20 protein-coding genes are annotated in these 26,362 nt (G+C 54.8%); 9 read left to right on the top strand and 11 right to left on the bottom strand.

What is annotated here, in order from left to right; genetic code table 11:
- Positions 1-9 precede the first annotated feature (9 nt).
- On the bottom strand, positions 10-636 hold the full coding sequence (locus tag EDF78_RS02860; protein WP_095925507.1) for a cytochrome b/b6 domain-containing protein: 627 nt from the start codon (positions 634-636) through the stop codon (positions 10-12).
- Between the two features lie 153 nt (positions 637-789).
- Here EDF78_RS02860 and EDF78_RS02865 point away from each other — a divergent pair, with 153 nt between their 5' ends.
- The 7 genes from EDF78_RS02865 to EDF78_RS02895 all read left to right on the top strand — a co-directional run bounded on the left by EDF78_RS02865 (position 790) and on the right by EDF78_RS02895 (position 7,480).
- Entirely contained in the window at positions 790-1,512 is a 723-nt protein-coding gene (locus tag EDF78_RS02865) for a response regulator transcription factor (RefSeq protein WP_095925508.1), read from the top strand.
- A 3-nt stretch (positions 1,513-1,515) separates the two neighbouring features.
- The gene (locus EDF78_RS02870) at positions 1,516-2,982 is read left to right on the top strand and encodes a HAMP domain-containing sensor histidine kinase (RefSeq protein WP_119824666.1); all 1,467 of its coding nucleotides are present in this window, start codon (positions 1,516-1,518) and stop codon (positions 2,980-2,982) included.
- Positions 2,983-3,228: 246 nt separating this feature from the next.
- Positions 3,229-4,728 (top strand): UbiD family decarboxylase, encoded by a 1,500-nt coding sequence (locus EDF78_RS02875; protein WP_119824664.1) that lies wholly within the window; start codon positions 3,229-3,231, stop codon positions 4,726-4,728.
- 53 nt (positions 4,729-4,781) lie between these two features.
- Positions 4,782-5,351, top strand: coding sequence for a UbiX family flavin prenyltransferase (locus tag EDF78_RS02880; protein ID WP_095925511.1), 570 nt, complete (start codon positions 4,782-4,784; stop codon positions 5,349-5,351).
- A 40-nt stretch (positions 5,352-5,391) separates the two neighbouring features.
- Positions 5,392-6,105: a DUF554 domain-containing protein gene (locus EDF78_RS02885; RefSeq protein WP_131693543.1), complete on the top strand. Its 714-nt coding sequence runs from the start codon at positions 5,392-5,394 to the stop codon at positions 6,103-6,105.
- Positions 6,106-6,189: 84 nt separating this feature from the next.
- Positions 6,190-7,053, top strand: coding sequence for a LysR family transcriptional regulator (locus EDF78_RS02890; protein WP_095925513.1), 864 nt, complete (start codon positions 6,190-6,192; stop codon positions 7,051-7,053).
- Between the two features lie 106 nt (positions 7,054-7,159).
- On the top strand, positions 7,160-7,480 hold the full coding sequence (locus EDF78_RS02895; protein ID WP_119824660.1) for a multidrug efflux SMR transporter: 321 nt from the start codon (positions 7,160-7,162) through the stop codon (positions 7,478-7,480).
- A 75-nt stretch (positions 7,481-7,555) separates the two neighbouring features.
- Here EDF78_RS02895 and EDF78_RS02900 read toward each other — a convergent pair whose 3' ends face one another.
- From EDF78_RS02900 to hutW, 5 genes are all read right to left on the bottom strand, one after another.
- Positions 7,556-7,777: a YdgH/BhsA/McbA-like domain containing protein gene (locus EDF78_RS02900; RefSeq protein ID WP_119824654.1), complete on the bottom strand. Its 222-nt coding sequence runs from the start codon at positions 7,775-7,777 to the stop codon at positions 7,556-7,558.
- Positions 7,778-7,972: 195 nt separating this feature from the next.
- A complete protein-coding gene (locus EDF78_RS02905) occupies positions 7,973-8,692 on the bottom strand; it encodes an HNH endonuclease (protein WP_133822495.1) in 720 nt (239 codons plus the stop codon).
- 367 nt (positions 8,693-9,059) lie between these two features.
- On the bottom strand, positions 9,060-9,683 hold the full coding sequence (locus tag EDF78_RS02910) for an NAD(P)-binding oxidoreductase (protein WP_095925516.1): 624 nt from the start codon (positions 9,681-9,683) through the stop codon (positions 9,060-9,062).
- On the bottom strand, positions 9,680-10,192 hold the full coding sequence (gene hutX, locus EDF78_RS02915) for a heme utilization cystosolic carrier protein HutX (protein WP_133822496.1): 513 nt from the start codon (positions 10,190-10,192) through the stop codon (positions 9,680-9,682). Before hutX ends, EDF78_RS02910 begins: the two co-directional genes overlap by 4 nt.
- Positions 10,179-11,504 (bottom strand): heme anaerobic degradation radical SAM methyltransferase ChuW/HutW, encoded by a 1,326-nt coding sequence (gene hutW / locus EDF78_RS02920; RefSeq protein ID WP_133822497.1) that lies wholly within the window; start codon positions 11,502-11,504, stop codon positions 10,179-10,181. Before hutW ends, hutX begins: the two co-directional genes overlap by 14 nt.
- A gap of 234 nt (positions 11,505-11,738) precedes the next feature.
- Here hutW and EDF78_RS02925 point away from each other — a divergent pair, with 234 nt between their 5' ends.
- Entirely contained in the window at positions 11,739-13,061 is a 1,323-nt protein-coding gene (locus EDF78_RS02925) for a HEAT repeat domain-containing protein (RefSeq protein WP_133822498.1), read from the top strand.
- Position 13,062: 1 nt separating this feature from the next.
- On the opposite strand, the gene EDF78_RS02930 is transcribed toward EDF78_RS02925, so the two are convergent.
- The 5 genes from EDF78_RS02930 to EDF78_RS02950 form a co-directional block, all read right to left on the bottom strand.
- Positions 13,063-13,767, bottom strand: a complete 705-nt coding sequence (locus tag EDF78_RS02930) for an SDR family oxidoreductase (protein WP_131693539.1) — start codon at positions 13,765-13,767, stop codon at positions 13,063-13,065.
- Positions 13,768-14,022: 255 nt separating this feature from the next.
- The gene (locus EDF78_RS02935) at positions 14,023-14,424 is read right to left on the bottom strand and encodes a hypothetical protein (protein WP_133822499.1); all 402 of its coding nucleotides are present in this window, start codon (positions 14,422-14,424) and stop codon (positions 14,023-14,025) included.
- 282 nt (positions 14,425-14,706) lie between these two features.
- Positions 14,707-14,988, bottom strand: a complete 282-nt coding sequence (locus tag EDF78_RS02940; protein WP_095925521.1) for a hypothetical protein — start codon at positions 14,986-14,988, stop codon at positions 14,707-14,709.
- The gene (tssD, locus tag EDF78_RS02945) at positions 14,988-16,178 is read right to left on the bottom strand and encodes a type VI secretion system tube protein TssD (protein ID WP_133822500.1); all 1,191 of its coding nucleotides are present in this window, start codon (positions 16,176-16,178) and stop codon (positions 14,988-14,990) included. The genes EDF78_RS02940 and tssD overlap by 1 nt, the downstream gene beginning before the upstream one ends.
- A gap of 96 nt (positions 16,179-16,274) precedes the next feature.
- The gene (locus EDF78_RS02950) at positions 16,275-24,683 is read right to left on the bottom strand and encodes a glucoamylase family protein (RefSeq protein WP_133822562.1); all 8,409 of its coding nucleotides are present in this window, start codon (positions 24,681-24,683) and stop codon (positions 16,275-16,277) included.
- A gap of 509 nt (positions 24,684-25,192) precedes the next feature.
- Between EDF78_RS02950 and lldD the strand changes: the two genes are divergently transcribed.
- Positions 25,193-26,356 (top strand): FMN-dependent L-lactate dehydrogenase LldD, encoded by a 1,164-nt coding sequence (gene lldD, locus EDF78_RS02955; protein WP_095925524.1) that lies wholly within the window; start codon positions 25,193-25,195, stop codon positions 26,354-26,356.
- Positions 26,357-26,362: the final 6 nt, after the last annotated feature.

A 26,362-nucleotide genomic window follows, 5' to 3' on the forward strand; every position in this document is an offset into this window, starting at 1 on the left:
GGATCTTCCTTAACGTCCGCGGATCATGGCAATCAGGGTTTTCGGCACCAGCGCCACCATCACGATATGCAGCACCACAAATGCCACCAGTGACGCCATCGCCAGAAAATGCACGTAACGCGCGGTATCGAAGCCGCCCATCAGTTCGCGCAGCAGCGGAAACTGCACCGATTTCCACACCACCAGCCCGGAAAGCACCAGCACGATGCCGTCGAACATCACGAACACGTAGGCAGCGCGCTGCACCATGTTGTAGTGACGCAAATCGTCGTGTTTCAGCTTGCCGCGCAATGCCGCCCGCAAATCATTGAAGATGCCGCGCGGCGTCAGCGGCCAGAATTTTTGCTTCATCCGGCCGGTAAAAATGTTCATCAGCAGATAAAACAGGCCGTTAAAACCGAACAGCCACATGCCAGCGAAATGCCACTGGATCGCGCCGCCCAGCCAGCCACCCAGCGTCATCGTGGTGGGGAAATCAAAATCAAACAGCGGCGACGCGTTATAAATCTGCCAGCCGCTGGTCACCATAATCAGCACCGCCAGCGCGTTCAGCCAGTGGGTCAGACGCAGCCATAACGGATGCACGATGGCGGGTTTTTGTTTTGCCTGATGGGGTAAGTCCGTGTGTATTGTCATGATGAAGTCCGGCTGTCCGCCCTGTGATGCAGCGAGTATTGAGCGGATTTGTTCCCCGAGACCTCACGCAAAGTTAAATAAAATGTGATAACTCCGGGGCGGTGGCTTGTGTAGACTCAAATCATTGGGAAACGCCACGTTTTGGGATAACACATGGATAAGCCGAAGAAGATCCTGATCGTTGAAGATGACGGGGATATCGCTGAACTGCTCAGCCTGCATCTGCGCGATGAAGGCTATGAAATTACCCACGCCGCCGACGGCAATCTGGGCGTGGCGCATCTGGAAAAAGGAGGCTGGGACGCGCTGATCCTCGACCTGATGCTGCCGGGCGTCGATGGTCTGGAAATCTGCCGCCGCGCACGCAACATGACGCGGTATACGCCGATCATTATTATCAGCGCGCGTTCCAGCGAAGTGCACCGCGTGCTCGGGCTGGAACTGGGCGCGGACGATTATCTGGCGAAACCGTTCTCTATGCTGGAGCTGGTGGCGCGGGTTAAGGCGCTGTTCCGGCGGCAGGAAGCGATGAGCCGTAACCTGAAAATGGAAGCCGGCACGCTGAGTTTTGCCGGGCTGGTGATCGACCCCATCGCCCGTGACGTCACGCTCAGTCATCAGCCGGTCGAGCTGACGCCGCGTGAGTTTGACCTGCTGTACTTCTTTGCCAAAAATCCCGGCAAAGTGTTCTCGCGCCTCAGCCTGTTAAATCAGGTCTGGGGCTATGAACACGAAGGGTATGAACATACGGTGAACACCCATATCAACCGGCTGCGCATCAAGATAGAAGCCAATCCGGCTGAGCCGGAACGCATTCTGACCGTGTGGGGAAAAGGCTATAAATTCGTGTCTTCCGCTGAAGAGACGCAAGGGTAAATCATGAAAAATCTCACGCTGGCGCAAAGACTGACTCTGGTGTTTATGGTGCTGCTGATCGCCTGCTGTGCGCTTTCCGGCTATATGCAGGTGCGCTCGAGCAATCAGTACAGCCAGTCAGTGATCCAGCGTCTGTCGGCCAATCTGGCGACGCAGATCGCGGCGAACAATCCGCTGCTCAGCCAGGGCGACTGGGATCCGCAAGCGGTGCATTCGCTGTTTAATCAGCTGATGGCGGTGAACCCGAGTGTCGAGGTGTATCTGCTGGATAAAGACGGCAATATCGTCGGCAACGCTGCCCCTCCGGGGCGTTTGCAACGGCAAAAAATCGATTTATCGCCAGTGAATGCGCTGCTAAATGGCGCGAAAATGCCGGTATATGGCGACAATCCGCGCGATCCGCAAACCCGTCAGGTGTTCAGCGCCGCGCCATTGCGGGTCGATGGCGTGACCAAAGGCTATGTGTATATCGTGCTGCTGGGTGATGAATACACCGCGCTGACCAGCGACGCGCAATATCAGTCGGCAATCTCTCTGGCGTGGCGCTCGATGGGGCTGGTGGCGCTGTTCGGCCTGCTGGCCGGTGCGCTGGCGTTCCGCTGGGTAACGCGGCCGGTGCGTAAACTGACGGCGCAGATTGCACAACTCGATTCCGGCGGAATGGACGCCATTCAGGCGCTGGCGAAAACCGATACGCCAGCCGGTGCTGCGCGCGATGAAGTGACACAACTGCAACAGGCGTTTGTCGCGCTGGCAAAACGCATCGACCAGCAATGGCAAAGCCTGATGGTGCAGGATCAGCAACGCCGCGAATTTATCGCCAATATTTCCCATGACCTGCGCACGCCGCTGACCTCATTGCACGGGTATCTGGAAACCCTGTCGGTGAAATCAGATCATCTGAGTAACGAAGACCGGCAGCGTTATCTGAATATCGCCCTGACGCAGAGTAAAAAAGTCGGCCGTCTGGCGCAGGAATTATTTGAGCTGGCGCGGCTGGAATATGGCGTGGTGAAACCGCAGAAAGAACCGTTTTCGCTGAGCGAACTGGTGCAGGATGTGTTCCAGAAATTTGAACTGGCGACCGAAACGCGCGGGCAGAAATTACTTGCCGATATCACGCCGGGCATTCCGCTGGTGAACGCGGACTTAGGCATGATTGAAAGGGTGCTGACCAATCTGCTGGATAATGCCATTCGTTTTACGCCGGAAGGCGGCACGATAGAAATCAAATTGTGGCCGCACGAAGGGCAGGTGATGGTGCAACTGAAAGACAGCGGGCCGGGAATTGCGCCGGAACTGAAGGACAACCTGTTCGTGCGTCCGTCGATCCTCAGCACCAATAAACACCGCGCGGGCGGGCTGGGGCTGATGATTGTGCGTCGCATTCTGCAACTTCATGGCAGTGATATCCGCCTGATTGAACAGTCAAAACAGGGTGCCTGTTTTCAATTTTCAGTGCCGGTCTAAATTCCAATTTATTAATTTGCGTTACGGTGTGATGGCCGTAACGTAAATAGCGTAAAATGACGTCGGAAAGTTATTATTCTGTATTAATAAGTGTTAAATAATAATTATATTTTTGATATAAACCAAAAAGGTTTAGTGCCTGTATTTAAACGGTACTTTTTGAATGACGGCAGTAAATATATATTTAATCCGGCGATGAAATAATTTTCTCATTATGTGGAATATTAATTTACCTGGATAAAAAATATGTCTAAGAAAGAAACCCACCCTCAAAATAATAACGTGCATGACCTCCGGTCTGCGATTGAATTTTTAGAAAGCCTGCCAGGCGAAATGGTCAGTACCGATGTGGAAGTCGATCCGCATGCGGAGCTTTCCGGCGTATACCGTTACGTCGGTGCCGGGGGCACCTGTGAACGTCCGACCCGCAAAGGCCCGGCGATGATGTTTAATACCATTAAAGGTTTTCCGGGCGTGCGCGTGGTCACCGGTCTGATGTCGACCCGTGAACGTGCGGGCTACCTGCTGAACTGTGCGCCGGAAAAACTCGGTTTTCTGCTGAGGGATTCGGTGAAAAATGCCATCGCGCCGGTGGTGGTTGATCGCGGTACGGCGCCCTGTCAGGAAGTCACCTACCTAGCCGATGACCCGAATTTTGACCTGCGCACCTTGCTGCCTGCACCGACCAACACCGAAGAAGATGCCGGTCCGTATTTCACCATGGGCATGTGCTATGCCTCTGATCCTGAAACCAAAGAATCCGATATCACCATTCACCGCCTGTGCATACAAAGCCGCGACGAACTGTCAATGTGGCTGACGCCGGGCCGTCATATCGATGCCTTCCGTGAAAAAGCGGAACGTGCGGGCAAACCGCTGCCGATTTCAATCAGCATCGGTGTCGATCCGGCGATTGAAATTGCCGCCTGCTTCGAGCCGCCAACCACGCCGCTGGGCTTCAATGAACTGAGCATCGCCGGTGCGTTGCGCGGTAAAGCTGTCGAGCTGACCCACTGTGTGTCCATCGATGAAAAAGCCATTGCCCACGCCGAAATCGTCATTGAAGGTGAGTTGCTGCCGAACGTCCGTGTGCGCGAAGATCAGAACACCAATACCGGCAAAGCGATGCCGGAATTCCCGGGCTACACCGGTGAAGCCAAAGCCGAACTGCCGGTGATCAAAGTGAAAGCCGTCACGCACCGCAGAAATCCGATCCTGCAAACCACGCTTGGCCCGAGCGGCGAGCACGTCAGCATGGCGGGTATTCCGACCGAAGCCAGTATTCTGGATATGATTGACCGCGCCATGCCGGGCCGCGTGCTGAATGTGCATGCGCACACCTCCGGCGGCGGTAAGTTACTGGCGGTGTTGCAGTTTAAAAAATCCTCCCCGGTGGATGAAGGCCGTCAGAGACAAGCGGCGCTGCTGGCATTTGCGGCATTCTCCGAGCTGAAACATGTGATTCTGGTAGATGAAGACGTGGATATTTTCGATACCGACGACATCCTGTGGGCGATGCAAACCCGCTATCAGGGCGACGTGGATACCGTCACCATTCCGGGCGTCCGCTGTCATCCGCTCGATCCTTCGCAAAATCCGGCCTACAGCCCGAGCATTTTGCAGGAAGGCATGTCATGTAAAACCATCTTCGACTGTACGGTGCCGTTCCACCTGAAAGCGCATTTCGAACGTTCCAAATTTAAAGAAGTCGATGTGAAGAAATTCTTACCTGACTTTAAATATTAACAGCAATAAGCCAGCGCATCTGCGGTGCGACGTTTCAAAGGCGGAGAGGTGAAATGAAGAGAAGGCGGATAATTGTCGGAATAAGCGGTGCTTCCGGGTTTCAGTATGGAATGAAGGCGCTGGAAATATTGCGCGATATCGATATCGACGTGCACCTGATTATCAGTAAAGGTGCCGAAGTGACGCGCAGTCTCGAAACCGATATCGAACGGCAGGAGGTGATCCGGCTGGCCGATGAAGTGCATTCCATTAATAACCTCGGGGCATCGGTTTCCAGTGGTTCTTTTAAAACCATCGGGATGATTATTGCGCCGTGTTCAATGAATACGTTGGGTTCTGTTGCTCACGGACTGACCAACAACTTACTGACCCGCGCCGCAGATGTGGTTTTAAAAGAGCGGCGCAGGTTAGTATTAATGGTCAGGGAAACACCGCTGAATCTTTCGCATCTGAAAAATATGCAGTCGGTGACGGAAATGGGCGGGATTATTTTCCCGCCGGTTCCGGCCCTTTACCATAAACCCGACAGCGTGGATGACATTATTCACCACAGCGTGGCACGCGCGCTGGATTTATTTGACCTGGATGTCGCCAATATTAAACGCTGGGGCGAAGATTTATAGCGGAATATTTAAAACAATATCTCAAAATAGCGGAGTAGAAATGTTAATTGGACCTATCGTTAACAGCGGCGCCATTATTCTTGGCGGCCTGTTAGGGGGCTTTCTTGGCGTAAAAATGCCAGAGCGGTTACGAACCTCGCTGCCCCAGACTTTTGGTTTGTGTTCCATGGCGCTGGGCGTCGTGCTGCTGGTTAAAATGCACAGCATGCCGGTGGTGATTTTGTCGGTGATCCTCGGTGCCGCCATCGGCGAACTGTTTTATCTCGAACGTTACATTGCCCGTCTGGGAAATATGGCACGCGGTATCGCCGCAAAATTTGCGCCGGATACCGGCATGGATCAGAACGTCTTCACCGAGAAGTTCGTGGCCATCATTGTGCTGTTCTGCGCCAGCGGCACCGGGATTATCGGCGCGATGACCGAAGGCATGACGCACGACCCGAACATCCTGTTCGTCAAAGCCATTATGGATCTGTTCACCGCTGCGATTTTCGCCACCGTGCTCGGTTATGCCGTCGCCCTGATCTTTATTCCGCAGTGGATTGTGCAGTTTCTGATCGCCTCGGCCGCGGTCGTTATTCTGCCGCTGACCAATCCGCAAATGATGGGGGATTTCACTGCCGCAGGCGGCTTTATTATGCTGGCCGCCGGTTTCCGTATCAGCGGTATAAAATCCATCGCGGTTGGCAATTTATTACCGGCGTTAATTCTGGTTATGCCCATCTCGCATTACTGGAGCCTGTTCATCCACTGACGGATGTCCGCAAAAAGCCACTTCTGTGCGAAGTGGCTTTTTGTATACTGGGCATGACGCAGCCAGACTGACAGGAAGGGAAAGATGGATCTCAAAAGAATGCGCTACTTCTGTACCATCGCCGAGCAGGGTTCCATCAGCAAGGCGGCGAAGGTGCTGAATATCGCGCAACCCCCGCTCGGCAAACGCCTGCACGAGCTTGAAGAAGAAATCGGTTCGCCGCTGTTTATCCGCACCAGCAAACAAATGGTGCTCACCGAGGCCGGACGTTTTCTGTATCGCAAAACCAGTGAAATTCTCAATCAGGTGAACAGCGTCACTAAACAGGCGATTGATATCGCGTCGCAAAAAAAACGCACGGTGCGTATCGGCGTTTCCTACCTGTATCTGCGCTATTTCAACACCGTTTTTCTCGAGCTGTACCGCAAAAACCCGGACTGGGATCCGAACCTGTTAGTGTCCGAATCCACCTATCTGGAAGAACTGGTGATGAACAAAACGCTGGATATGGCGATGATCCAGACGCCCGCCGACGTGCGCTCTTTCTACGTGCGGGAATTCGAACCAATCAAACTGGTGGCAGTGGTGACCAGTGAACTGGCCGACACCCTGCCGGATCGCACACTGACTTTCGCTGATCTCTCCGGTTTTCCGCTGGTGATGCTGCACCGCATGGGCGGCGAGGGCACTTATGAAATGCTGCTCAACCGGCTGTATGAAGAAGTGAAAGACGTGAATGTGATCATGAAAGTGTCCGAACCGCGGCTGGTGATCGAGATGTTCCGCGACGGGCTGGTCGGCGCGGCGCTGATGCCGGCATCTGAAGTCGGCGAAAGCCGGCATTTTCGCACCTTTGAAATCGAACAGAAAGGCAAACTGTTCCGTCCGGCGATCATTACGCTGCATACCGAAAAGGATTCGTTTCTACCCGCAGACCAGACACTGTAAAGGCATGAAAGAGTGAACTATACTCCTTCACTCTTCATGCTGACTGGACGACCAGAGACTCAGCCATCTTATACAGGGACGACCCTGAAGATATTTAGGAAACACCATGGCCTGGGTTTACCTGTTTTTAGCCGGCATTTTTGAAGTGGTCTGGTCTACCGCCATGAAAGAATCCCACGGATTCACCCGCCTGATCCCCAGTATCATCACCGCCGTTTTTATGCTGCTCAGCGTAGTTTTACTGGCAATTTCCATGAAAACCCTGCCGCTCGGCACCTCTTACACCGTCTGGGTCGGCATCGGCGCCATCGGTGCTTTTATTCTCGGCGTAGTGATGTTTGGCGAAAGCCTCAACCCGCTGCGTGTCATCGCCGTGCTGCTGATTTTCTCCGGCGTGATTTTGCTGAAAGTGGCAACGAAAGGGTAAAAACCGGACGCTGAACACGACAAAGCCGCTCTGTAAAAGGAGCGGCTTTTGTTTTGAATCACAAACTTCAGCAAATCATTTGTACAACACAGCGGTGCCGTGAATGCGGTTCTGACCACCGGCTTCGATGATTTTATAAGAACTGGCACCGGCAGCAGCGGCTTTGGCGGCGAAAGTGGATTCCAGACCCTCTAAGGTATTGTCAGAGGCCGAAACGGTGCCGATTTCAGCCGCGAAGCTACCGAAAGAAACCGTGGCGAGTGCAGCAGCGATAACGAAAGTTTTGATAGATTTCATGATGTCATTCCTTCTCAATGTTTGTTTGGGGAAGGCCGTGTGCCTTCGATGAGAAGAAGAATAACGCCGTGCGACCGGAAGGGATAGCGGAGTGATTTGCTTATGTTATTCGAAAAAATTGAATTAACTATTGCATGTTAAGACGCCTCTGTATCACGTCACTTCCTTCATTGTCACTTGAAGTTTTTCACTTATCTAAGAAGTGATTGGACCAAAATGGGCTTTGCGATGACAATTTGGACAAATCGCTTGAGCATTTTCAACTATATCCATTCCTCCCTCAGATAAAGGTTGAATATGATGTACTTCCAGATAGGGTCTCCCGTCCTTAGCGCGGAGAAAAGGTGCTTTAAGTTTACAGATTTCACATATCCCTTTTGCTCTTTCCAGCACTTCAACAACGACATAAGGATTGCGGAGAAATACTTTGGTCATAACGTATCTAATTTGGGGGTGTTTCTCATAGGAAATTAAACGTAACTTTCTCTCTTCTAATGCTAATTTTTCAGCTGATTCTATTTGGATTTCAAGTTCCCTTTCTAAGTAGCGAGCTTCATCACTATCATCGATTATGCGGGTATGCCATTTACTATGTTCATCGCAATATATTTCCCATACACCATGTATTTCAGGTTTATACAGCTCGTATATATCCCCCCGTTTGAAGAGCTGATCATATTTATTACGAGGGTTTTGGTAATCATCCGAACGTCTTTGATACTTATTAAAACTGTGACTTCCAGGAGAGTTACGATTAACTGAACAGGCATTAAGGTTAGTGTATGTGTTGTTTTTATAATTGGGATATTCTTTTTTTAAATAAGTGTCGACATCGACTTGGGTTGCAGAGCCGCCGAGACTTTTAACCGCTTCAACAACAAGAGTGACTGTAGGTTTACCATACTTAAATCCCATAATATCTCCATAAATTATGCAGCTGTGTTCGATGACATTTCACTTTCAGAAAAGTTGAATTATAGTTACTTGATTGACTATAATTTAAATATATTTCCTGTCAAATAACATTCATAAAATAAAGTTGACTGGTTTTTCTAAATACTTTTCGTGTCAACTATAACCCTAGCTTCCATAGTAAGCATGGCTGCTCGTTGGCGATTGTATCTGCTCGCCTATGATGCGGTCTTACGCTAAGTTCCCTAATGTCACTTAAATCACACATTAACCCACTGATTAGATTCTAATGTGTCATATACCACTCATAAAAATTCCTACGTAATAAAAAGGTCGTCAATAGACGACCTCAGCAATTACATAACCTCAACTAAAACCGTTCACCTTCCAGCGTCGAATCGCATAACGCGAAAATCTCGCCCCAGCCCTGGCCGTTTGCCAGTAACTGACGGATATGCAGGGCGACATCGCTGCGGCGCACGCGGCCGTGGGCTTCGGTTTGGATCAGGTGCGCCTGTCCGGTGGCCTCACCGTTCATCAGGCCGCCGGGGCGCAGGATGCACCAGTCCAGCGAGCTGGTTTGCAGCCAGCTTTCCGCCAGTGATTTTTCACGCACCGCCTGACCGAACGCCTGTTTCGCCCGTGCGGAGAGGGTCGGCCAGCTGTCACCGCAGCCGATGGACGTCACCAGCAGCATCTGGCGGATGCCGGTGTGTTCCGCAGTATCGGTGATCAGCCGGTTGGCGGTGTAATCCGAAAGCTTTCCGCCCAGCGTGGAGACGATCTGCGCTTTATCGCCCGCCATCTCGCAGGCCTGCAACACGTCGGCAGGGTTAAGTGCATCGCCTTCAATCACGGTGACGCCCAGTGCGCGCACGCTTTGTGCCTGTTCAGGATTGCGGATCAGCGCCACGACCGGGCGTTCCTGCGCCGTCAGGGTGATCAGTTCTGCACCGACACCGCTGCCTGCGCCAAAAATCAGCAAAGTATTCAAGGTTGTTTCTCTCTCTCAGCCAGCAAGGCGGGAAGGGCACGAAACGCCGCCAGCTGACCGGTAAGAAGCTGGCGATGGCTGTCGCGCCCGACGAAAACCTTGAGCATCGCATAACCGGAAGCATTTAAAAACCAGACACTTGCTGTGCTCATCCCCATAAATGGCCGTTCAACCAGGGCAATATGCCGGCAGTGTGTGGCGCGGATATGGCCGCTCATTCCCTGTTTGCCGCGCAGGTTAAAATAGCCGTGACGGTGCGTGCCGGTGGGTAATTCGCCATGGAACTCGAGGATCAGATCCTCATTGTTCACCAGTGTGGTGACCTCGCCCCAGCCGGTGATATTGTCCCAGACGTCATCAAACCGGCTGCCGTCAAACAGGTGGCTTGCCGGTAGATGCTCAATGACGGTCAGCGGCGTGACGCCATATTCGCGGGCAATATCTTCGACGGTGCCGTCGGGCTGCGTGGCTAAAAAAGTGATCAGGTTTTGCGGATTATCCGTTGGCATGAGCAGTATTCCGTAAGGTCAGTTGAGGGATCAGAGTTTGCAGCGCCTGCAACATATTGCTGGCCCAGAATCGTCCGGCAGGCGTGAGGTTAAAACGCGGGCCATCGCTGTGCATCAGGCCGCACTGTTGCCATTGTTGTAACAGCGGTTCGAGCGGGAAGGGGTCTTCGATAATGCGGCTCAGATCATAGCGCCCGGCTTCGATACCGCCCTGTAAATCCAGGCGCCAGCGGTGTTCGCTGGCCGTCGCGGCCGTCATCATCATGATCGGTTTCAGTCCGGCGTCCAGTTGCTGGTAATACGCTTCCAGACTGCGCGCCGTCATATAGGATTGCCCGCCCAGATTGCCGCCCGCGCCGCTGCCAAAGGCCAGACAGTCCGCGCCTTTTTTGATCAGCAGGTTGTAGAGGTTACGCTCGCGGGTATTGCGCGCCCAGTGACTGTTGCTGATCTGATGCCAGCCGTCGCGCGCCAGAAACGCCTCGCCGTCGAGATAAAAATCACGGCGCATACTGACATCCGGCAGGGTCACGCGGTGATTTTCAACCGCCTTGCCCAGCGGCGTGGAGGGCAACAGGTTCAGCGCATAAAGATCAACGCCGTCGAGTGGCAGGTCGCGGACAATCTGCAAATCCTCCTGCCAGGATGCGCGGGTCTGCTCCGGCAATCCGAACATCAGATCACACACCACCGCAGCGCGGTCGCGTTCACCCAGTTTGCGCAAAAAATGTATCGCCTCGTCGCGGCTGGCACGACGCCCCATCCGCTGACGGATGCGCGTGTCGAACGTCTGAATGCCTATGGAAAAACGGTTCGCACCCGCGTCGAGGCAGGCGTCGATGCGCTCATCATCAAAATTGAGAATGCGTCCTTCGACGGTGATTTCACAGTCCGGGGCCAGCGGTAAACTGCGCCGCAAGGTGACGATAATCCGGTGCAGCTGCTTCGCGCTGAGCGCCGTCGGCGTGCCGCCACCAAAATAGACCGCGTGGATCGGCGCAGACTGATGCAGCGGCGAACTGGCTTCCTGTTCAATTTCGCGGATCAGATAGTCGCAGTATTGTTCCGTGGCTTCCGCTTCCAGCTTGTTCTGGTAGAAACCACAGAATTTGCAGTGTGTTGCACAAAAAGGAATGTGCAGATAGACCAGACGCTTATTGGCGGGAAGTGTGCGCAGACACAGCGCCCGCCATTGTGCAGGCACATCCTGCGCGGCGACCGGTTGCTGAGGCCGCCAGGGCATCACCGCCCAGCGATCGGGAAACGGCAGCCCGTCTGCGGCAGCATAAAAGCGCGTGAGGTCTAAACTCATAGGGTTCTTCTTCTCCTGAAGAATCAATCATTACCGCACATTAAACGATAATGATTATCATTCGATCAAACCCAACCCGCGCTTTCGATGATCTGTATCAAGTTAAAAAATGTCAGGATTTTGTGAGAAAAAACGCATAGCCCGACGGACCCCGTTCAGCTCTCCGGTTTGCCGGACGGGATGATTATGATAGAAGGGTTAGCGTATTTTTTATTTCACAAAGACAGGGCAGTCATGGCAGCAGAATATTTTCTCTTCCGGCAGATAAAACAAAGGCTCAATAACGGTGCGGCGTATGACTGCTTTCCTGCGCCTGATCTGAGTGAAACAGATCAACTTAAAACGCTGAGCCGCCACTATAACGGTCATATCCGCCAGCGCGCTGTTCTGTGCCTCGGCCTGAGACGTGACATCTCTGCATTGCCGGACCTGGTGGAACGGGTGAATGACTGGGTCGGGCAGGTCGCGCGGTCGGCGCGAAGCAGCCTGCGACGCTGGATGCGTCCGCACTATGCCGCTGATTTTGTCGCTCACTTGCCGGCGCTGTTCTGGCTGCTGCAATGCACCCGAGCCGATCACCGTGAATTTGTCGCCGACGTGGTTGCATATCTCTCGCGTGACGAAAACAAACACACCTTACTGGCGGGATGCGGCGCGGATGACCGGCATGTCGCCCGGCTTTGCCTGCGCATTTTGCTGAAAAATCATTTGTTCCCGTGGCCACAGGTTTTCCAGTGCGCGATGCGTCAGCGCGATCCGCTGGTCAGATATACCGCTGCACAGTTTGCACTGAACTCGCCAGAGACGATCTCTTATGACGTTTTTCATCAGCTGCTTCAGGATCGTTTTGCGCCGGTAAAACAGCAGGTATTGCAGTATGCGCAAGACCATCAGTTCCGCATTGAGAAACCGCTTTCAGAAACGTTGCTGACCGATAATAACGGGCTGGTGCGTCAGCGTGCCTGCCGTTTGTATCAGAAGGCGTATGGCGATCCGCTGGCGTTTTACCTTGAGACCTTCCGCAACGAGGCCGCCCGTCCGGCGATCCGCAAGGCAGCACTGCTCGGGCTGGATGAATTGCGCTATCCGCAGGTGATGGCGCTGGCAGAAACCGTACACGCGTCGTCGCCGTTCGGGTTGTATTTCGCTGCACTGAACATTGTTGTTAAACATAAAGGCGACGACGCGGGGGAAGGACTCATCCGCCTGCTGAGCCATCCTGAACTGGCCGTGGCCAGAACGGCCCGGCGGCTCCTGTTACGGCACAAATTGCTGATCACATTGTCCGCTCTTCAAACCTGCTACTCCACGGCACTGACGGCGGAACACGGGCTGCTGGCGTATTCGCTGGCTCACCGGCTGAATAAATGGGACGGGCTGATTTTCCTGCTGCGGAATGCGAATGATGATAATCAGGCGCTGACGCAACGGGAAATCGCCGGATGGCAGCAACGCGTTAACCGTTCGGCGATACCACCTTCCGCAGCGCAACGTGAACAACTCGCGGCGCTGCTGACGGATAGCCCGTATACACAACTGCAACTCTATTTATGCTGATTTACCGCTTCGCTTTATCACGGCGTGGCCTGACGGCGATATCGGTAATCTGGGTATCGTCGCTGGCGCTGATCACCAGACGCACGGCCGCCGCGACAGATCCCGGCGTGCTGTATTCCCGCGAATCGATCGCCTCAAAGTTGCCCTGACTTTCACGGGTTTTGCGGTTCATCGGTGTATCCGTAGGTCCCGGTGCAACCGTGGAGACCCGGACGCCGTATTCGCTTTCTTCCTGCCGCAGCGCATGGGCGAGGGCGTTCAGGGCAAATTTCGACGCACAATACACCGTATTGCCGCCCTCGGCTTTGGTGCCCGATCCCGAACCGATAAAGATAATCTGGCCTTCCTGCTTTCGCAGCGCAGGCAGCGCCAGACGGGTTAACTGCGCCGGTGCAAATACATTAATGGAAAACTGCTGCTGCCAGTCTTCCGGCGTCGCCTGCTCAAGCCGCAAGGGTCTGGAAACTGCCGCCGAATGCACCAGCACATCAATTGCCGGTATCTCGCGGATAAAACGCTCTGCCGCCGCAAAATCCAGCAAATCGAGTTCCACCGCCTCGATATTTTCACGCTGGCGCAGCGCGGTAAGGCTGTCTTTATTACGGCCAAGGGCATAGACCTGATGGTCGCGCGCCAGATCCTGAACAATCGCCAGCCCGATACCACTGGTGCCGCCGGTTACCACCGCAACAGGACGTAAACTCATGATGTTTTCCTTATGTTTTTTATCACGCTAACAGCTGAGCGATGGCAGGACGACTGCGTTTATTGGATTAGCTTTTGTGCTGGCTGGGAAAGAGGGAATAGGTGTGGTTTACGGCTAATGGTGTCAATATCCAATTGCTCACTTAAAAAAGTGAGCCGGTTTGCAAAGAGAACTTCGTCATTATCGGATAAGATATTTACGATATATCTTATGGTTTCCCGAATCTCACCCGCCATTTTTACACCTCATTTCCATTCAGATTAGAAGTACACCTACTACATTACCCGTACGTAAAAATTTCAGGCAGGCGGCGGCTATCGGCTGAAAGTCATTAACAATCGCGCGAGCCGGAAAAGGTTCGCCATGCATATCGATTAAAGTAGCAGGCGCGAGCGGGTTACAAAGCGTTTTCACCTCGTACTCTTCATCTTCAATGACGCCGAATAGCAGCATATAACGGCCAAAATCGGTATAAAGTTGTAAGTTCTGAGGTGCCTGATCATTATCGTTATTGTTATGCATCTCCAAAAATCCGTAGCCTTGTTTTAAAATTTCTAAAAAATCATTTAACGTGCTTTCACCCGGATTGCAGATTTCAGGAATAGATACAAATTTTTTTCGTGAATTGCTGTATACCCCATGGATTGATATATCCAAGATTATTTTTCCGTTCGGTCAGATAGAGGATTTTAAAAAAATCCCCAGCCCTTTGTGATAGAAGAGCTGATCAAAGCGATCAGCTTCAACTCCTTCAGATAACGCGTTTTGAAATCATTCAAAATTTATCGTTTCAAATTTTTGGCTAAAATCACATTTAGATAATATTCTCCACTTCTTGATATTAAAGGCAGATGTATTGCTCGTCTCAATACATCTGCGCGATTAAACTTTCATAATTAATATCGCTGGCAACTATAATGCTGAGTTTTTTTATTCAGACTATTTTGCATTCGCGATCTCGTCCATCAGCAGGTCATAAAGCTTGTGTCTGAGGCCATCCAGTTCATCGTTTTCTGATCTGAGCATCTGCCCATTTTTATGCAGAACCAGATCGTTAAAAGATCCAGCACCACCGAACAGTCTCTTGAGAGCATACAGCGCATCATTGTTATGATTACGCAGTTCTTCTTTCAGGCCAGCGAAAACTTGAGAAAAGTTTTCTTCATTATTTTCAGAAAGTATTTTAATTACACGGTCAAGAATTATTTGAATTTCCAACATTACTTCAACTCCCCATTACCTAAAACCTTAACTCCAGGAATATTCCACGTTTTTTGGATCACTACTTGCTCAGTACCGCCAAGATAGATGCCGTTCTGGTAACCCGTCTCACCCACAAAGATAGTCGTCCCAGAAGGAATGTTTATCTCGAAAAAATTATCTAATGGTGATTGTGCACCATCCGGCCATTGAGGTAAAAGTGCCTTATCAATACGTGTTTGAATAACACTTTGTGGTGCCTCATAGCTGAAATATTGCCCATAAGGGTTCCCTGCAACACCAGCCCGATAAAATGTGGTATCTCCTGCGAGTTGGATTTCTTTATATACCCCACCACTGAATGTATTGGCTAGATCATTATGTAATGGACCGGGATTCAATGCAGAATACTCACCCTTTACATCCCCCAAAATATGAAGATTAGGCATAGTACTGTGTAGCTGAGTAATTTCCCCCGTCGTCCCCAGCCGCCCAAGCCCCAGCCCCGCCACCACAGAGACCGCCGCGATTGCGGCGCCAGCGGTGGTATCATTGAGAACCTGATCGTAACCTGCGGGCGCTTCGCCGCCGAGTTGTTGTGCTGTTTTGGCGAAGCCTTCAATGTTGCCATTATAAACGCCACCCGCAGCGAGAAGGCGTCCGACGGCTTTGCTGTTTAACGTATTAAGACGCTGCGCCGTCTGTCGGTCGGCGATGATCGGATTACGGGCAGTAAACAGACGGTTGTAATCGGCCGGGAAGATCAGATCACTGAATCCGGTGTTCGCCACAAGATGCTTGCACAGAATGTATTCGTATTTTACTGAAATAGTTTCTGTATCAAGGTGGTTATCGGTAAAACGGGTGCTGACAGACGACAGCGTCGCCCCACGTAATTCAATGAAATAATACTTTTCCCCTCTGCCGTACTGATTTATGCGGTAAAAATAAAATTCGAGAAAGAATCTCTCATTGTTTGAAATACCCGAATTCAGCAGAGGGCTGCTTTTATCGATAAGTTTACTGAATGACAGATTTTGGAAATTTACGCCTCTCCCTGTGCTGCACAGGCCATGATTGACACTGAAGGCGAATATCTCATTTTCATGTCCTGCCTGATAACGATTCCCCACGGAATCCCGTGTACCGCAACCTCCTGAAATCTTTCCCTGCTGCTCTCCTGTCATTTTCAGGTAGATAATGTCACTCATTCCCTGTTATCCCTTCCATAAAAAAAGACCACTACATCATAGTGGTCTTTGTGGGAAATCAATTCAATATCGGTTCAGCTAAGTCCTTGCCATTAATCACGCATTCCCCCCCAGTTCCACCTCCACCCGATGTTCCGCGCCATCGTCGGTCAGCGGGATCTTGTCATCGGGCAGCACGGTGCCGTCGAGGGTCAGGCGGTATTCGCCCGCGCTTTTCCGGACCGTGATCAGGTAGCGGCTGCTGCCTTGCTGACAGGTGACGGTGATTTCCGGCCAGCTGTCCGGTAACTGGCTGTGGATGGAAATGGCGTCGCCGTGCCGCGTGATACCGAGCAGGGATTCGGTGATCAGGCGATATGTCCAGCCTGCGGATCCGGTGTACCAGCTCCAGCCGCCGCGGCCGCTGTGCGGCTCTACCGAGTAAATATCGGCAGAAATCACGTAAGGTTCGGCTTTGTAGCGGCTGACATCCGCAGGCGTCAGGCTGTGATTCACCGGGTTGATCATCGACATCAGTTCCCAGGCGCGACCGGTATTGCCGAGTTTCGCAAAAGCCATCACCGCCCAGATTGCGCCGTGGGTGTATTGCCCGCCGTTTTCGCGCACGCCGGGCAGGTAACCGCGAATGTAGCCGGGGTTCGGGCCGTTGCCGTCAAACGGTGGCGTCAGTAATTTGATTAACCCCGCGTCGTTATCCACCAGCCGCTGATCGGCTGCCTGCATCGCGCTGGCGGTGCGTTCCGGCGTGCCTGCACCGGAAAGTACCGACCAGCTCTGGGCGATGGCGTCTATCTGGCATTCCGCATTCAGGTGCGAACCGAGCGTGTCACCGTTGTCGAAATACCCGCGCAGATACCATTCGCCATCCCAGGCGTGATCGTGAAGATTTTGTCTGAGCAGCGCGGCCTGTTCGCGACATAATGCGGCGGTGGCATCGTCCTGCCGGATGTCTGCCAGCGCCCCATAACGTTGGAGCACGTCAAAGAGGAAGAAGCCCAGCCAGACGCTTTCCCCGCGTCCGCCCAGCCCGACCAGGTTCATGCCGTCATTCCAGTCCCCCGCACCCATCAGCGGCAGGCCGTGTTCGCCCATCCTCAGGCCATGTTTCAGCGCGCGGATCCCATGCTGCCACAGGCTTTCCTGCGTGGTGCTGATGGTCGGTTGTTCGTAGACCGATTCCTCGCCCGGTGCGAGTAAACGTCCCTCGAGATACGGCACGCGTTCTTCTGCGATGGCGTGATCGCCGGTGACAGAAATGTAATGGCTGATCGCCAGCGGCAGCCACAGATAATCATCCGAACAGCGGGTGCGCACGCCGTTGCCGGTCGGCGGATGCCACCAGTGCTGGACGTCGCCTTCAATGAATTGTCGTGAGGCACACAACAGGATTTGTTCGCGCATACGCTGCGGGGCGGCATGCGTCAGCGCCAGCGTATCCTGCAACTGGTCGCGGAAACCAAACGCGCCGCCGGACTGATAATAGCCGCTGCGTGCGAGGATCCGGCTGGCGAGCGTCTGATAAATCAGCCAGCCGTTGGTCAGCAAGTCCACCGATTTATCCGGCGTGGTGATCTGAATTTTATCCAGCACCTGATGCCAGTGATGATGAACGCGATCCAGCTCGGCCTGCGCCGCGCCTTCCTCAAAATACTGATGAATGATCGCTTCGGCATCGCCTGCGTTTTGCCCCAGTCCCAGTGCAAAAATAAAGGTGCGCTGGTCGCCGTCAATCAGGGTGGTCGCCGACTGCACCGCACCGCAAGGATCCAGCGTCGCCCCGGTTTTATCGGAAAGCCGCTGATTTTTCATGGCGGCCGGAGAAGCTGCGGATCCGTTACGGCCAAGGAACTCGCGGCGGTCGCCGGTCACTGAGCAGTGTGCGCCGGTGACGGCAAAGAAGGCGGTGCGCGGCGAGCCATTACTGGTGTAATGATTGGTCGCCAGCACGCCGCAGCCTTTTGCTACCTGCGCGGCAGAAGTGACAATGTGCATCGCGGATTTGGCGCGCAGATCGGCCAGCACCCATTCGGCATAACCGGTGACGGACAGCCTGCGCGGGCGGCCGGAGAGATTGGTCAGCGTCAGCATCACCAGTTTGACCGGCGCATGTTCGGCGACTAACACCGTCATTTCACTGCTGATGCCGTGCCCGGTGTGCTCAAACACGCTGTAGCCGAAACCGTGGCGTGTGACGTAACCGCCGCTGTCGCGAACCGGCAACGGCGCCGGTGACCAGACGCTGCCGGTCTCCTCGTCACGCAGATAAAATGCTTCGCCGGAACTGTCGCTGACCGGATCATTTTCCCACGGTGTCAGGCGGTATTCGTGGGCATTTTCATACCAGGTATACGCCTGACCGCTTTCTGAAATCACGGAGCCAAAACCGGCATTCGCCAGCACGTTGGACCACGGCGCAGGCGTCGTCTGGCCATCGTTAAGCAGGATCTGGTATTCCCGTCCGTCCGGAGAAAAACCGCCGAGGCCGTTGAAATACGTCAGATCACGCGGCAGGGCAGGCACCGGCGGGCTGTTGTCCACCGACCGCACCGGCAGCAGGGCGGGCAGGGAGACGTGCGGCTGCTGCATCCGCTGATTCAGCTGATCTTCCAGCGCGCCGCGACGGTCGTCGATCACCACGCGCGCGACGCTCATCAGCAGGGTGCGGTCTTCCTGCGTCAGTTGTTCGCCGTTACGCACGAAAATACCGCCCGGAATATCGGTCTGGCTGGATCCCGCGCCGGACGCCACCAGCCCGAGGATCTGATTTTGTAACGCCTGCTGATAGCCGCCGGGGTCATTGGACAGCACCACCAGATCCACTTTCAGCCCTTTCAGCCGCCAGTAGTTGTGGGCGCGGATCAGCTGTTTCACCAGCCCGATATTCTCGCTGCTGGTCATGGTCAGCAACACAATGGGCAGGTCGCCGGAGAGGGATTGTCCCCACAGGCCGGACTGCCCGCGGCGGTTAGCGGCAACCGTCTGCGCATCGCCGCGCATTTCCTGACTGGCAAAAATCAGCGCACCGGCCAGACGGTTAAACAGACCGGCATCGTCCTCGCTGGCGTTAAGCTGGCGCAACACCACCTGACTGTGTGACCAGGCGATTTCGAATACCCGATCAGCAATATGGTGATCGCGGTATTTTTCCAGCAGCGCAAGACTCTGCAAACGTGTCTCGCTGATGCCATACACCATGTCGATTATCACCGGCACACCGGGTTTCAGGCGGATGCGCTGGCGGATCGCCATGACCGGATCTAACACCGCACCGGCGCTGTTGCCCAGTACGGCGTGATGCTGCAATGCCTGCGGATTGGCGGCGGTATTACCACGGCCGATAAAGGCTGCACGGTCGGTTTCAAACGAGGTTTCCCGTTCAACGGCACCGTGGATTGCCATCATATGAAACAGCCACGGGCACTGTTCATCCGGTTCGCGCGGGCGGCGGTGACAGAGAATGCCTTCCTGCGCGGGCACCAGTTCCGTCTGCACAAACAGATTGCTGAATGCCGGATGCGCGGTGTCATTGGCGGCCGGAGCCAGCACCACTTCCGCGTAGGTGGTGATATCCAGCGTGCGCGGATGGCGGCCCTGATGCGTGACGGTCATGCGTCGGATTTCCACGTCATCTTCCGGTGACACCACAATGTGCGTTTCCAGGGTCAGCGATCCCTGCGTGCGTTTAAATTCCGCACCGAAATCTGTCAGCACGGCGTGATACGTGCCTTTTTGTTTGCCGGACGGCTGCCAGGTATTGCTGTACACCGCGCCGGATTCCGGGTCGCTGACGTAACAGAAAATCCCGCGATGGTCGCGCGTCGCATCTTCCCGCCAGCGGGTCAGGGTCATATCTTTCCAGCGGCTGACGCTGCCCCCGGCCTGCGTCACCATCAGGTGATAGTTTGTGTTCGACAGCAACTGCACTTCCGGCGTCGGGCTGTCGGCGCTGCTGAATTCGCGCAGTTCGGTATTCACTTTCTGCAAGGTGTTGTCGTGAGATTCGAAGTGGCGACGCGGGCTGTAAAGCTCGACGGCATCCGGCACCCGTTCCTGCAACAGCAGACGGGCAGACTGGAACGCCGCGTTTGCCGCAAAGCGCGCGGTCATCGGCGCACCCAGCAGCACGTTGGCCAGCGCCAGGAATCCCATGCCCTGATGGTGCGCCATGTAGGAACGCACCACGATATAAATCTGCCCGCGGATCAGCCGTGACGGGGTGTAATCCAGCGCATCGTAGAAACCGTATTCGCCGCGTGCGCCGCAGTTTTCCAGTTCCGTCAGATTCAGACAGGCTTCCTGCGGGCGGATCATCAGCGCCATCAGGGTGGCGTAAGGCGCGACCACCATATCTTCACCCAGACCCCGTTTCAGGCCGAGGCCGGGCACGCCAAACGCGTGATACTGATAATTCTGGCTGAGGTCAAAGGCCGCATACGCCGATTCGGAAATCCCCCACGGCACGTTGTTTTCACGGCCCCAGGTGATTTGCCGGTCAACGGCGGTCTGACACATCTGCGTCAGCAGGGTATCGGGATAGGCGGGCATCACCAGTTGCGGCATCAGGTATTCAAACATCGAACCGCTCCACGACATCAGCGATGGCTGTTTGTCGATCACGGTGAACAACCGGCCCAGCGCGAACCAGCTTTTTTGCGGCAACTGGTTGGTGGCGATGGTGACATAGTTGGTCAGACGAATTTCTGAAGGCAGCAAATCGTACTTTCCGCTGTCCAGTTTATGCGCGTCGCAGTTATAACCGACGGTCAGCAGATGGGTGTTTTTATCGTAAAGGAAAGTGAAGTCCATGTGCGCGTGGTCGTTCAGGCGCTGTTCCAGTTCACCGATAATGTCCAGACGCTGACGTGCCAGCCCGATAGCGCGGGAAAGCTGCGGTGCATCCAGACCGTTTTGCTGCGCCAGCCATTGCAGCGAAGGCAGCGGCTGTTGTTGTGCTTCCGGCGACAGACCGCCGTAAAAATCTGACCACTCTTTTAAGCCTGCATCGAGCTGGCCTGCCAGCCGTTGCAGCCATTTTCCGGCGGATAGCGGGATCAGCGCGCGAACCGCCTGTAAATGCTCAATCGCCTGCGCGCCTTTCCCGGTCATCGCACGGTGCAGGAGCTCTTCAAGTTCAGACACCCGCGACGCGTCATCCGCTGTCTGCGCCATCTTCAGGGTGTCTTCCAGCCCTTTCAGCCAGGCATCAATATCCATCGCCGGTTGCGTGCGCCACAGCCGCAGGCCGGTGCTGAGTGTCAGCAGATGCCCGGCCAGATTGCCGCTGTCGACGCTGGAAATGTAACGCGGATTCAGCGGTGCCAGCGTGCGTGTGTCATACCAGTTGTAAAGGTGACCGCGATAATGCTCGAGTTTATCCAGCGAATCGAGCGTCAGACTGGTACGTTCCAGCACGTCGCCCTGGGTAATGTAACCGAAATCCCACGCGGTGATATTCGCCAGCAACGACAGGCCGATATTGGTCGGCGAGGTGCGGTGCGCGATCACCGGCTGCGGAATTTCCTGATAATTATCCGGCGGCAGCCAGTTTTCGGTTTCATTAACGAAAACCTCAAAGAATGACCAGGTTTCGCGCGCGGTCTGGCGCAGGAAACGCTGTTGCTGTGCATCCAGATCCGGCACTTCCCGGCGGGCAGGCTGACTCAGCCAGCACAGAATACGCGGCGCGACAAACCACAGCACGCCGGTCAGCAGGGCAAAACCCGACAACGGCGGATGTGCCGTCGCGGACAGTAAAATAACAGCCACTCCGGCCAGCGGATTCGCCCACATGCGGCGATAGAAATATTCCGGTGACAACGCGCTTTTTTTCGCGCTGATATTCACGCTTGCCCATTCATGCAACATGCGGTGGCTGACCTTCAGACGCCACAGCGTCAGCACAATGGCGTGCACGGAATAGGCGGCTTCATGCGGCAGCGTCATGATGTAAAGCAAAACGCGGGAGAGCCGGCTGACGGTGGCTTTCGCCACGCTTTTCAGGTGCGCAAACAGCGACCGTCGCGGCCCTTTGTTGAGCAGATCCAGTACCAGCGCCACCGCCGCCGGAAACAGCAACATGACGCCGGTAAACCCGAGCCAGTAGGCGGTGTTGGGCACCACGGCCAGTGCGCAAAAAATGATGATCAGCAGGGCAGGCGCGACCAGACTGCGACGCAGATTATCGAACAGTTTCCAGCGCGACAGCGGGGTCAGCGGGTTGCGGCAGCGGGTGCCGTCTTCCTGAGTGACACGAAAACCCAGCCAGTTCAGCAACTGCCAGTCGCCGCGGATCCAGCGGGTTTTACGCGCCACATCGGCCAGATAATGATCCGGATATTGTTCGTACAGCACCACATCGCTGAGCATGCCGGAACGTGCATAGCAGCCTTCCAGCAGGTCGTGGCTGAGCACCCGGTTTTCCGGGCAGGTATTTTCCGTCGCGCGGATAAACATATCGACGTCGTAAATGCCTTTACCGACGAACGAGCCTTCTCCGAACAGATCCTGATAGATATCGGAAGACATTGACGAGTACGGATCGTTGCCCGGCACGCTGCTGCATAACGCGGCATAACGTCCCTGACCGTTTTCGGGGATCTCTTCCGCCAGTCGCGGCTGGAGAATGGCGTAACCGGACACCACCCGCCGGCGCTGTGCGTCGTACACCGGCTGATTCAGCGGGTGCGCCATCGCGGCCACCAGCTGATGCGCGGTATCGCGCGGCAGAACGGTGTCGCTGTCGAGGGTGATAATGTATTTCACGGCACGCAGTTGCGCCTGCGAACTGCCTTCGATCAGTGAGAAAGGTTCGCCTTCGTCGCGCAGCCAGCGGTTCAGCGCATTCAGCTTGCCGCGTTTGCGTTCGTATCCCATCCACACGCCCTGCGGCGTATTCAGTTCACTGTCGCGATGAAGCAGGGTAAACAGCGCGCCCTGTGGCGACGGATAGCGCCGGTTCAGCCGCTGAATTTGTTGCGAGGCGAAAGCCAGCAGCGCGTCGTTATCCGCATTATGCTGTTGTGCGCTGTCATGAAAATCACTGAGCAGCGCGAATTTCAGGTTCGGCAGCACGTTACCGAGGTAACACACTTCGAGGCTGTTGATCAGCGTCCCGATATTTTTGCGGCTGCCGAGCAGACAGGGGATCACCACCAGCGTGCTGGCCTCTTCCGGGATACCACCGGCAAAATCCAGGCGCGGCAGCGGTTGCGGGGTACGGCTGCGGGTGGTGATTTCACTCAGCAGATTCAGCGCGAACTGACTGGCCACCAGCACCACCGGCAGCAGCAACGCCCACCACAGCCAGTGCAGCGACGGATGGGCGGAACGGTATAACGCATCGGCGGTCACGGCGGTGGTCAGCAGCAACAGACTGCCGAGCCACGACAGCAGCGGTGTCTGGCTCAGCCGGGCGCGCAGGCGGGTCAGCAGAGGGAACCGCACGCTGAGATCGTCTTCCAGTGCTTTGCGGCCTTCACCAATCAGGTAATACCCGACGTGTTGTTGCAATGCATTGTCGCCGGAAAGCCGGGCCAGCGCCACGGCGCGCGAGGCGACAAAGGCTTCATCATGGCGTGAATTTCGCGAGAGACGTTCAATCTGATGGCGGTAATTATCGCGGGTATCAAAGTGCATCCGGGGGTAAATGCCTGCCGGATCCTCACGCAGGATTTTCTCCACCACACTGAGGTTTTCGGCGAAATCTGCCCAGTCCATTTCCGTCAGCTGGCGTAATCCCATAATGCTGTTGCTGACCGAAAGCTGGCTGGCCGCCAGTTGCTGATTAAATTTGTCGATCACTTCCCGCTGCGTCAGCCCGACTTCGCTCAGGCGCTGTTCCACCCAGGTCAGCGGCAGCGCCAGCATGGATCCGTGTCCCTGCAACCGGCGCACCAGTTCGGCGACAAACGCGCTGGTGCGCGGCGGATTGGTGCGTGCCATATCGGCAATCACAATGATCTGACCGGACGGATCGTTCTCCGCGCTGTCGTGCAATTTATTGACCCAGAAGTCGGCCAGATTGCGCTCCTGCTGGGCATCCGCCACTTCAATGCTGACGCGCCGCAGGTTCTCGATCAGCGCCAGACGCAGCATACCGGGGAAAGCCCACAGTTCGCCGAGCGTCAGCGGGCGCACGCTCTGATAAGTTGAGAGAAAGCGGGTGAGGGTTTCGATGTCCCACAGGCCGTCACTGTGACTGACCACTTCCGTGGCGATGTCGTAAATACGCGGACAAAAATGCGGTGCGCCCAGTGAAGGCAGCCCCTTGCCGAAGTTCTTCGGCAACAGCTGACGCACCACGCGGATCTGTTCTTCAATCAGATAAAAGTTATCCAGCAGCCATTCACCGGCTGGCGTGATGCTGGCTTTGTCGCCGCTGCTGAGGATCAGGCAACTTTGGGTTAAGACTTTTTCGTTATCGTCGAGACGTTTCAGCAGGTAATAAGGCAGTTTCTTGCGGGAAAGTTTGTGGGAGAGCGCGAGTTTTCCGCCGAAGCGTTCCATCTGGTCGGCCGAAAATAATTCAGCGCGGATTGGCGCAGTGTGTTCGTTCGCGCCGGGGCGATGACGCCGCGAAAGCGTGAGAACGGGGGGTGCTCTTTTACTTTTGTACCAGCTAATCACAGCATTTTTCACGTCAACATACCCTGTGCGGACCCGAGAAGGCAGTTGCCTGAGCTGCGATAAGAGTTCACAAAAAGAGAAAAGTGGGTAAAGGGCAGGGAGGCACAACGGTCTGACGCCCGGACTGGCGTCTCGCCTCAGCTTAGTCTGTTTATGCCATGTGCGTCGGTTTTCTTTTCCGTTTTGCTTTCTGACTGGCGGGTAAAAGACATGGGGGGTTAACCCCCTTTATTTATGAACGATCGTTCCATTTCTCCCGCCCCACGCCCTGTTCCGTAAAAAATATCGGGGTCTATCGGCATTGTTTTCTCCCGCGCGGGGTTTATCAACTACACTTTTGACACCCCTACAGCGCCACGAAAAAGAGCGCAAGAAAACGAGAGAAAACAATGATCATTTCTGCATCAACGGACTACCGCGCTGCGGCAAAACGTAAACTGCCGCCCTTCCTGTTTCACTATATTGATGGCGGTGCCTACAACGAGCATACGCTCAGACGTAACACGGCCGATCTGGCGGATATTGCCCTGCGCCAGCGCATCCTGAAAAACATGTCGGATCTCAGCCTTGAAACGCAACTTTTCGGCGAAAAACTGGCGATGCCTGTGGTGCTGGCACCGGTCGGGCTGACCGGCATGTACGCCCGCCGTGGCGAAGTGCAGGCAGCGCGGGCGGCGGCGAAAAAAGGCATTCCGTTCACGCTTTCCACCGTCTCCGTCTGCCCGATTGAAGAGGTCGCACCGGCTATCGATCGCCCGATGTGGTTCCAGCTTTACGTGCTGAAAGACCGCGGTTTCATGCGCAATGCGCTGGAGCGCGCACAGGCCGCAGGCGTCAAAACGCTGGTGTTTACTGTGGATATGCCGACGCCCGGCGCACGCTACCGCGATGCGCATTCCGGCATGAGCGGCCCGAACGCCGCCGCCCGCCGCATGTTGCAGGCAGTGACGCATCCGCAATGGGCGTGGGATGTCGGCCTGAACGGCAAACCGCATGATCTGGGCAATGTCTCGGCCTATCGCGGCAAACCGACCACGCTGGAAGATTATATCGGCTGGCTGGCGGCGAACTTCGACCCGTCGATTTCATGGAAGGATTTAGAGTGGATCCGCGAGTTCTGGAAAGGGCCGATGATTATCAAAGGCATTCTGGATCCGGAAGACGCGAAAGACGCGGTGAAATTTGGTGCGGACGGCATCGTGGTCTCCAACCACGGAGGCCGTCAGCTTGATGGCGTGTTATCCACCGCCCATGCATTGCCCGCAATAGCGGACGCGGTGAAAGGCGACATCACTATTCTCGCGGATTCCGGCATCCGTACCGGGCTGGACGTGGTGCGCATGATTGCCCTCGGCGCTGACAGCGTGTTGCTCGGTCGTGCCTTTGTGTACGCGCTGGCCGCTGCGGGCGAGGCGGGGGTGACTAATCTGCTGAACCTGATCGAAAAAGAGATGCGCGTGGCGATGACGCTGACCGGTGCGAAATCCATTGCTGATATCAGCGCGGACTCGCTGGTGTACGGGCGGGATCAGGTGCATCGCGCAACGTTATAAAACGCG

This window comes from Rahnella sp. BIGb0236 (genome assembly GCF_004364755.1).
GTDB classification, from domain to species: domain Bacteria; phylum Pseudomonadota; class Gammaproteobacteria; order Enterobacterales; family Enterobacteriaceae; genus Rahnella; species Rahnella victoriana.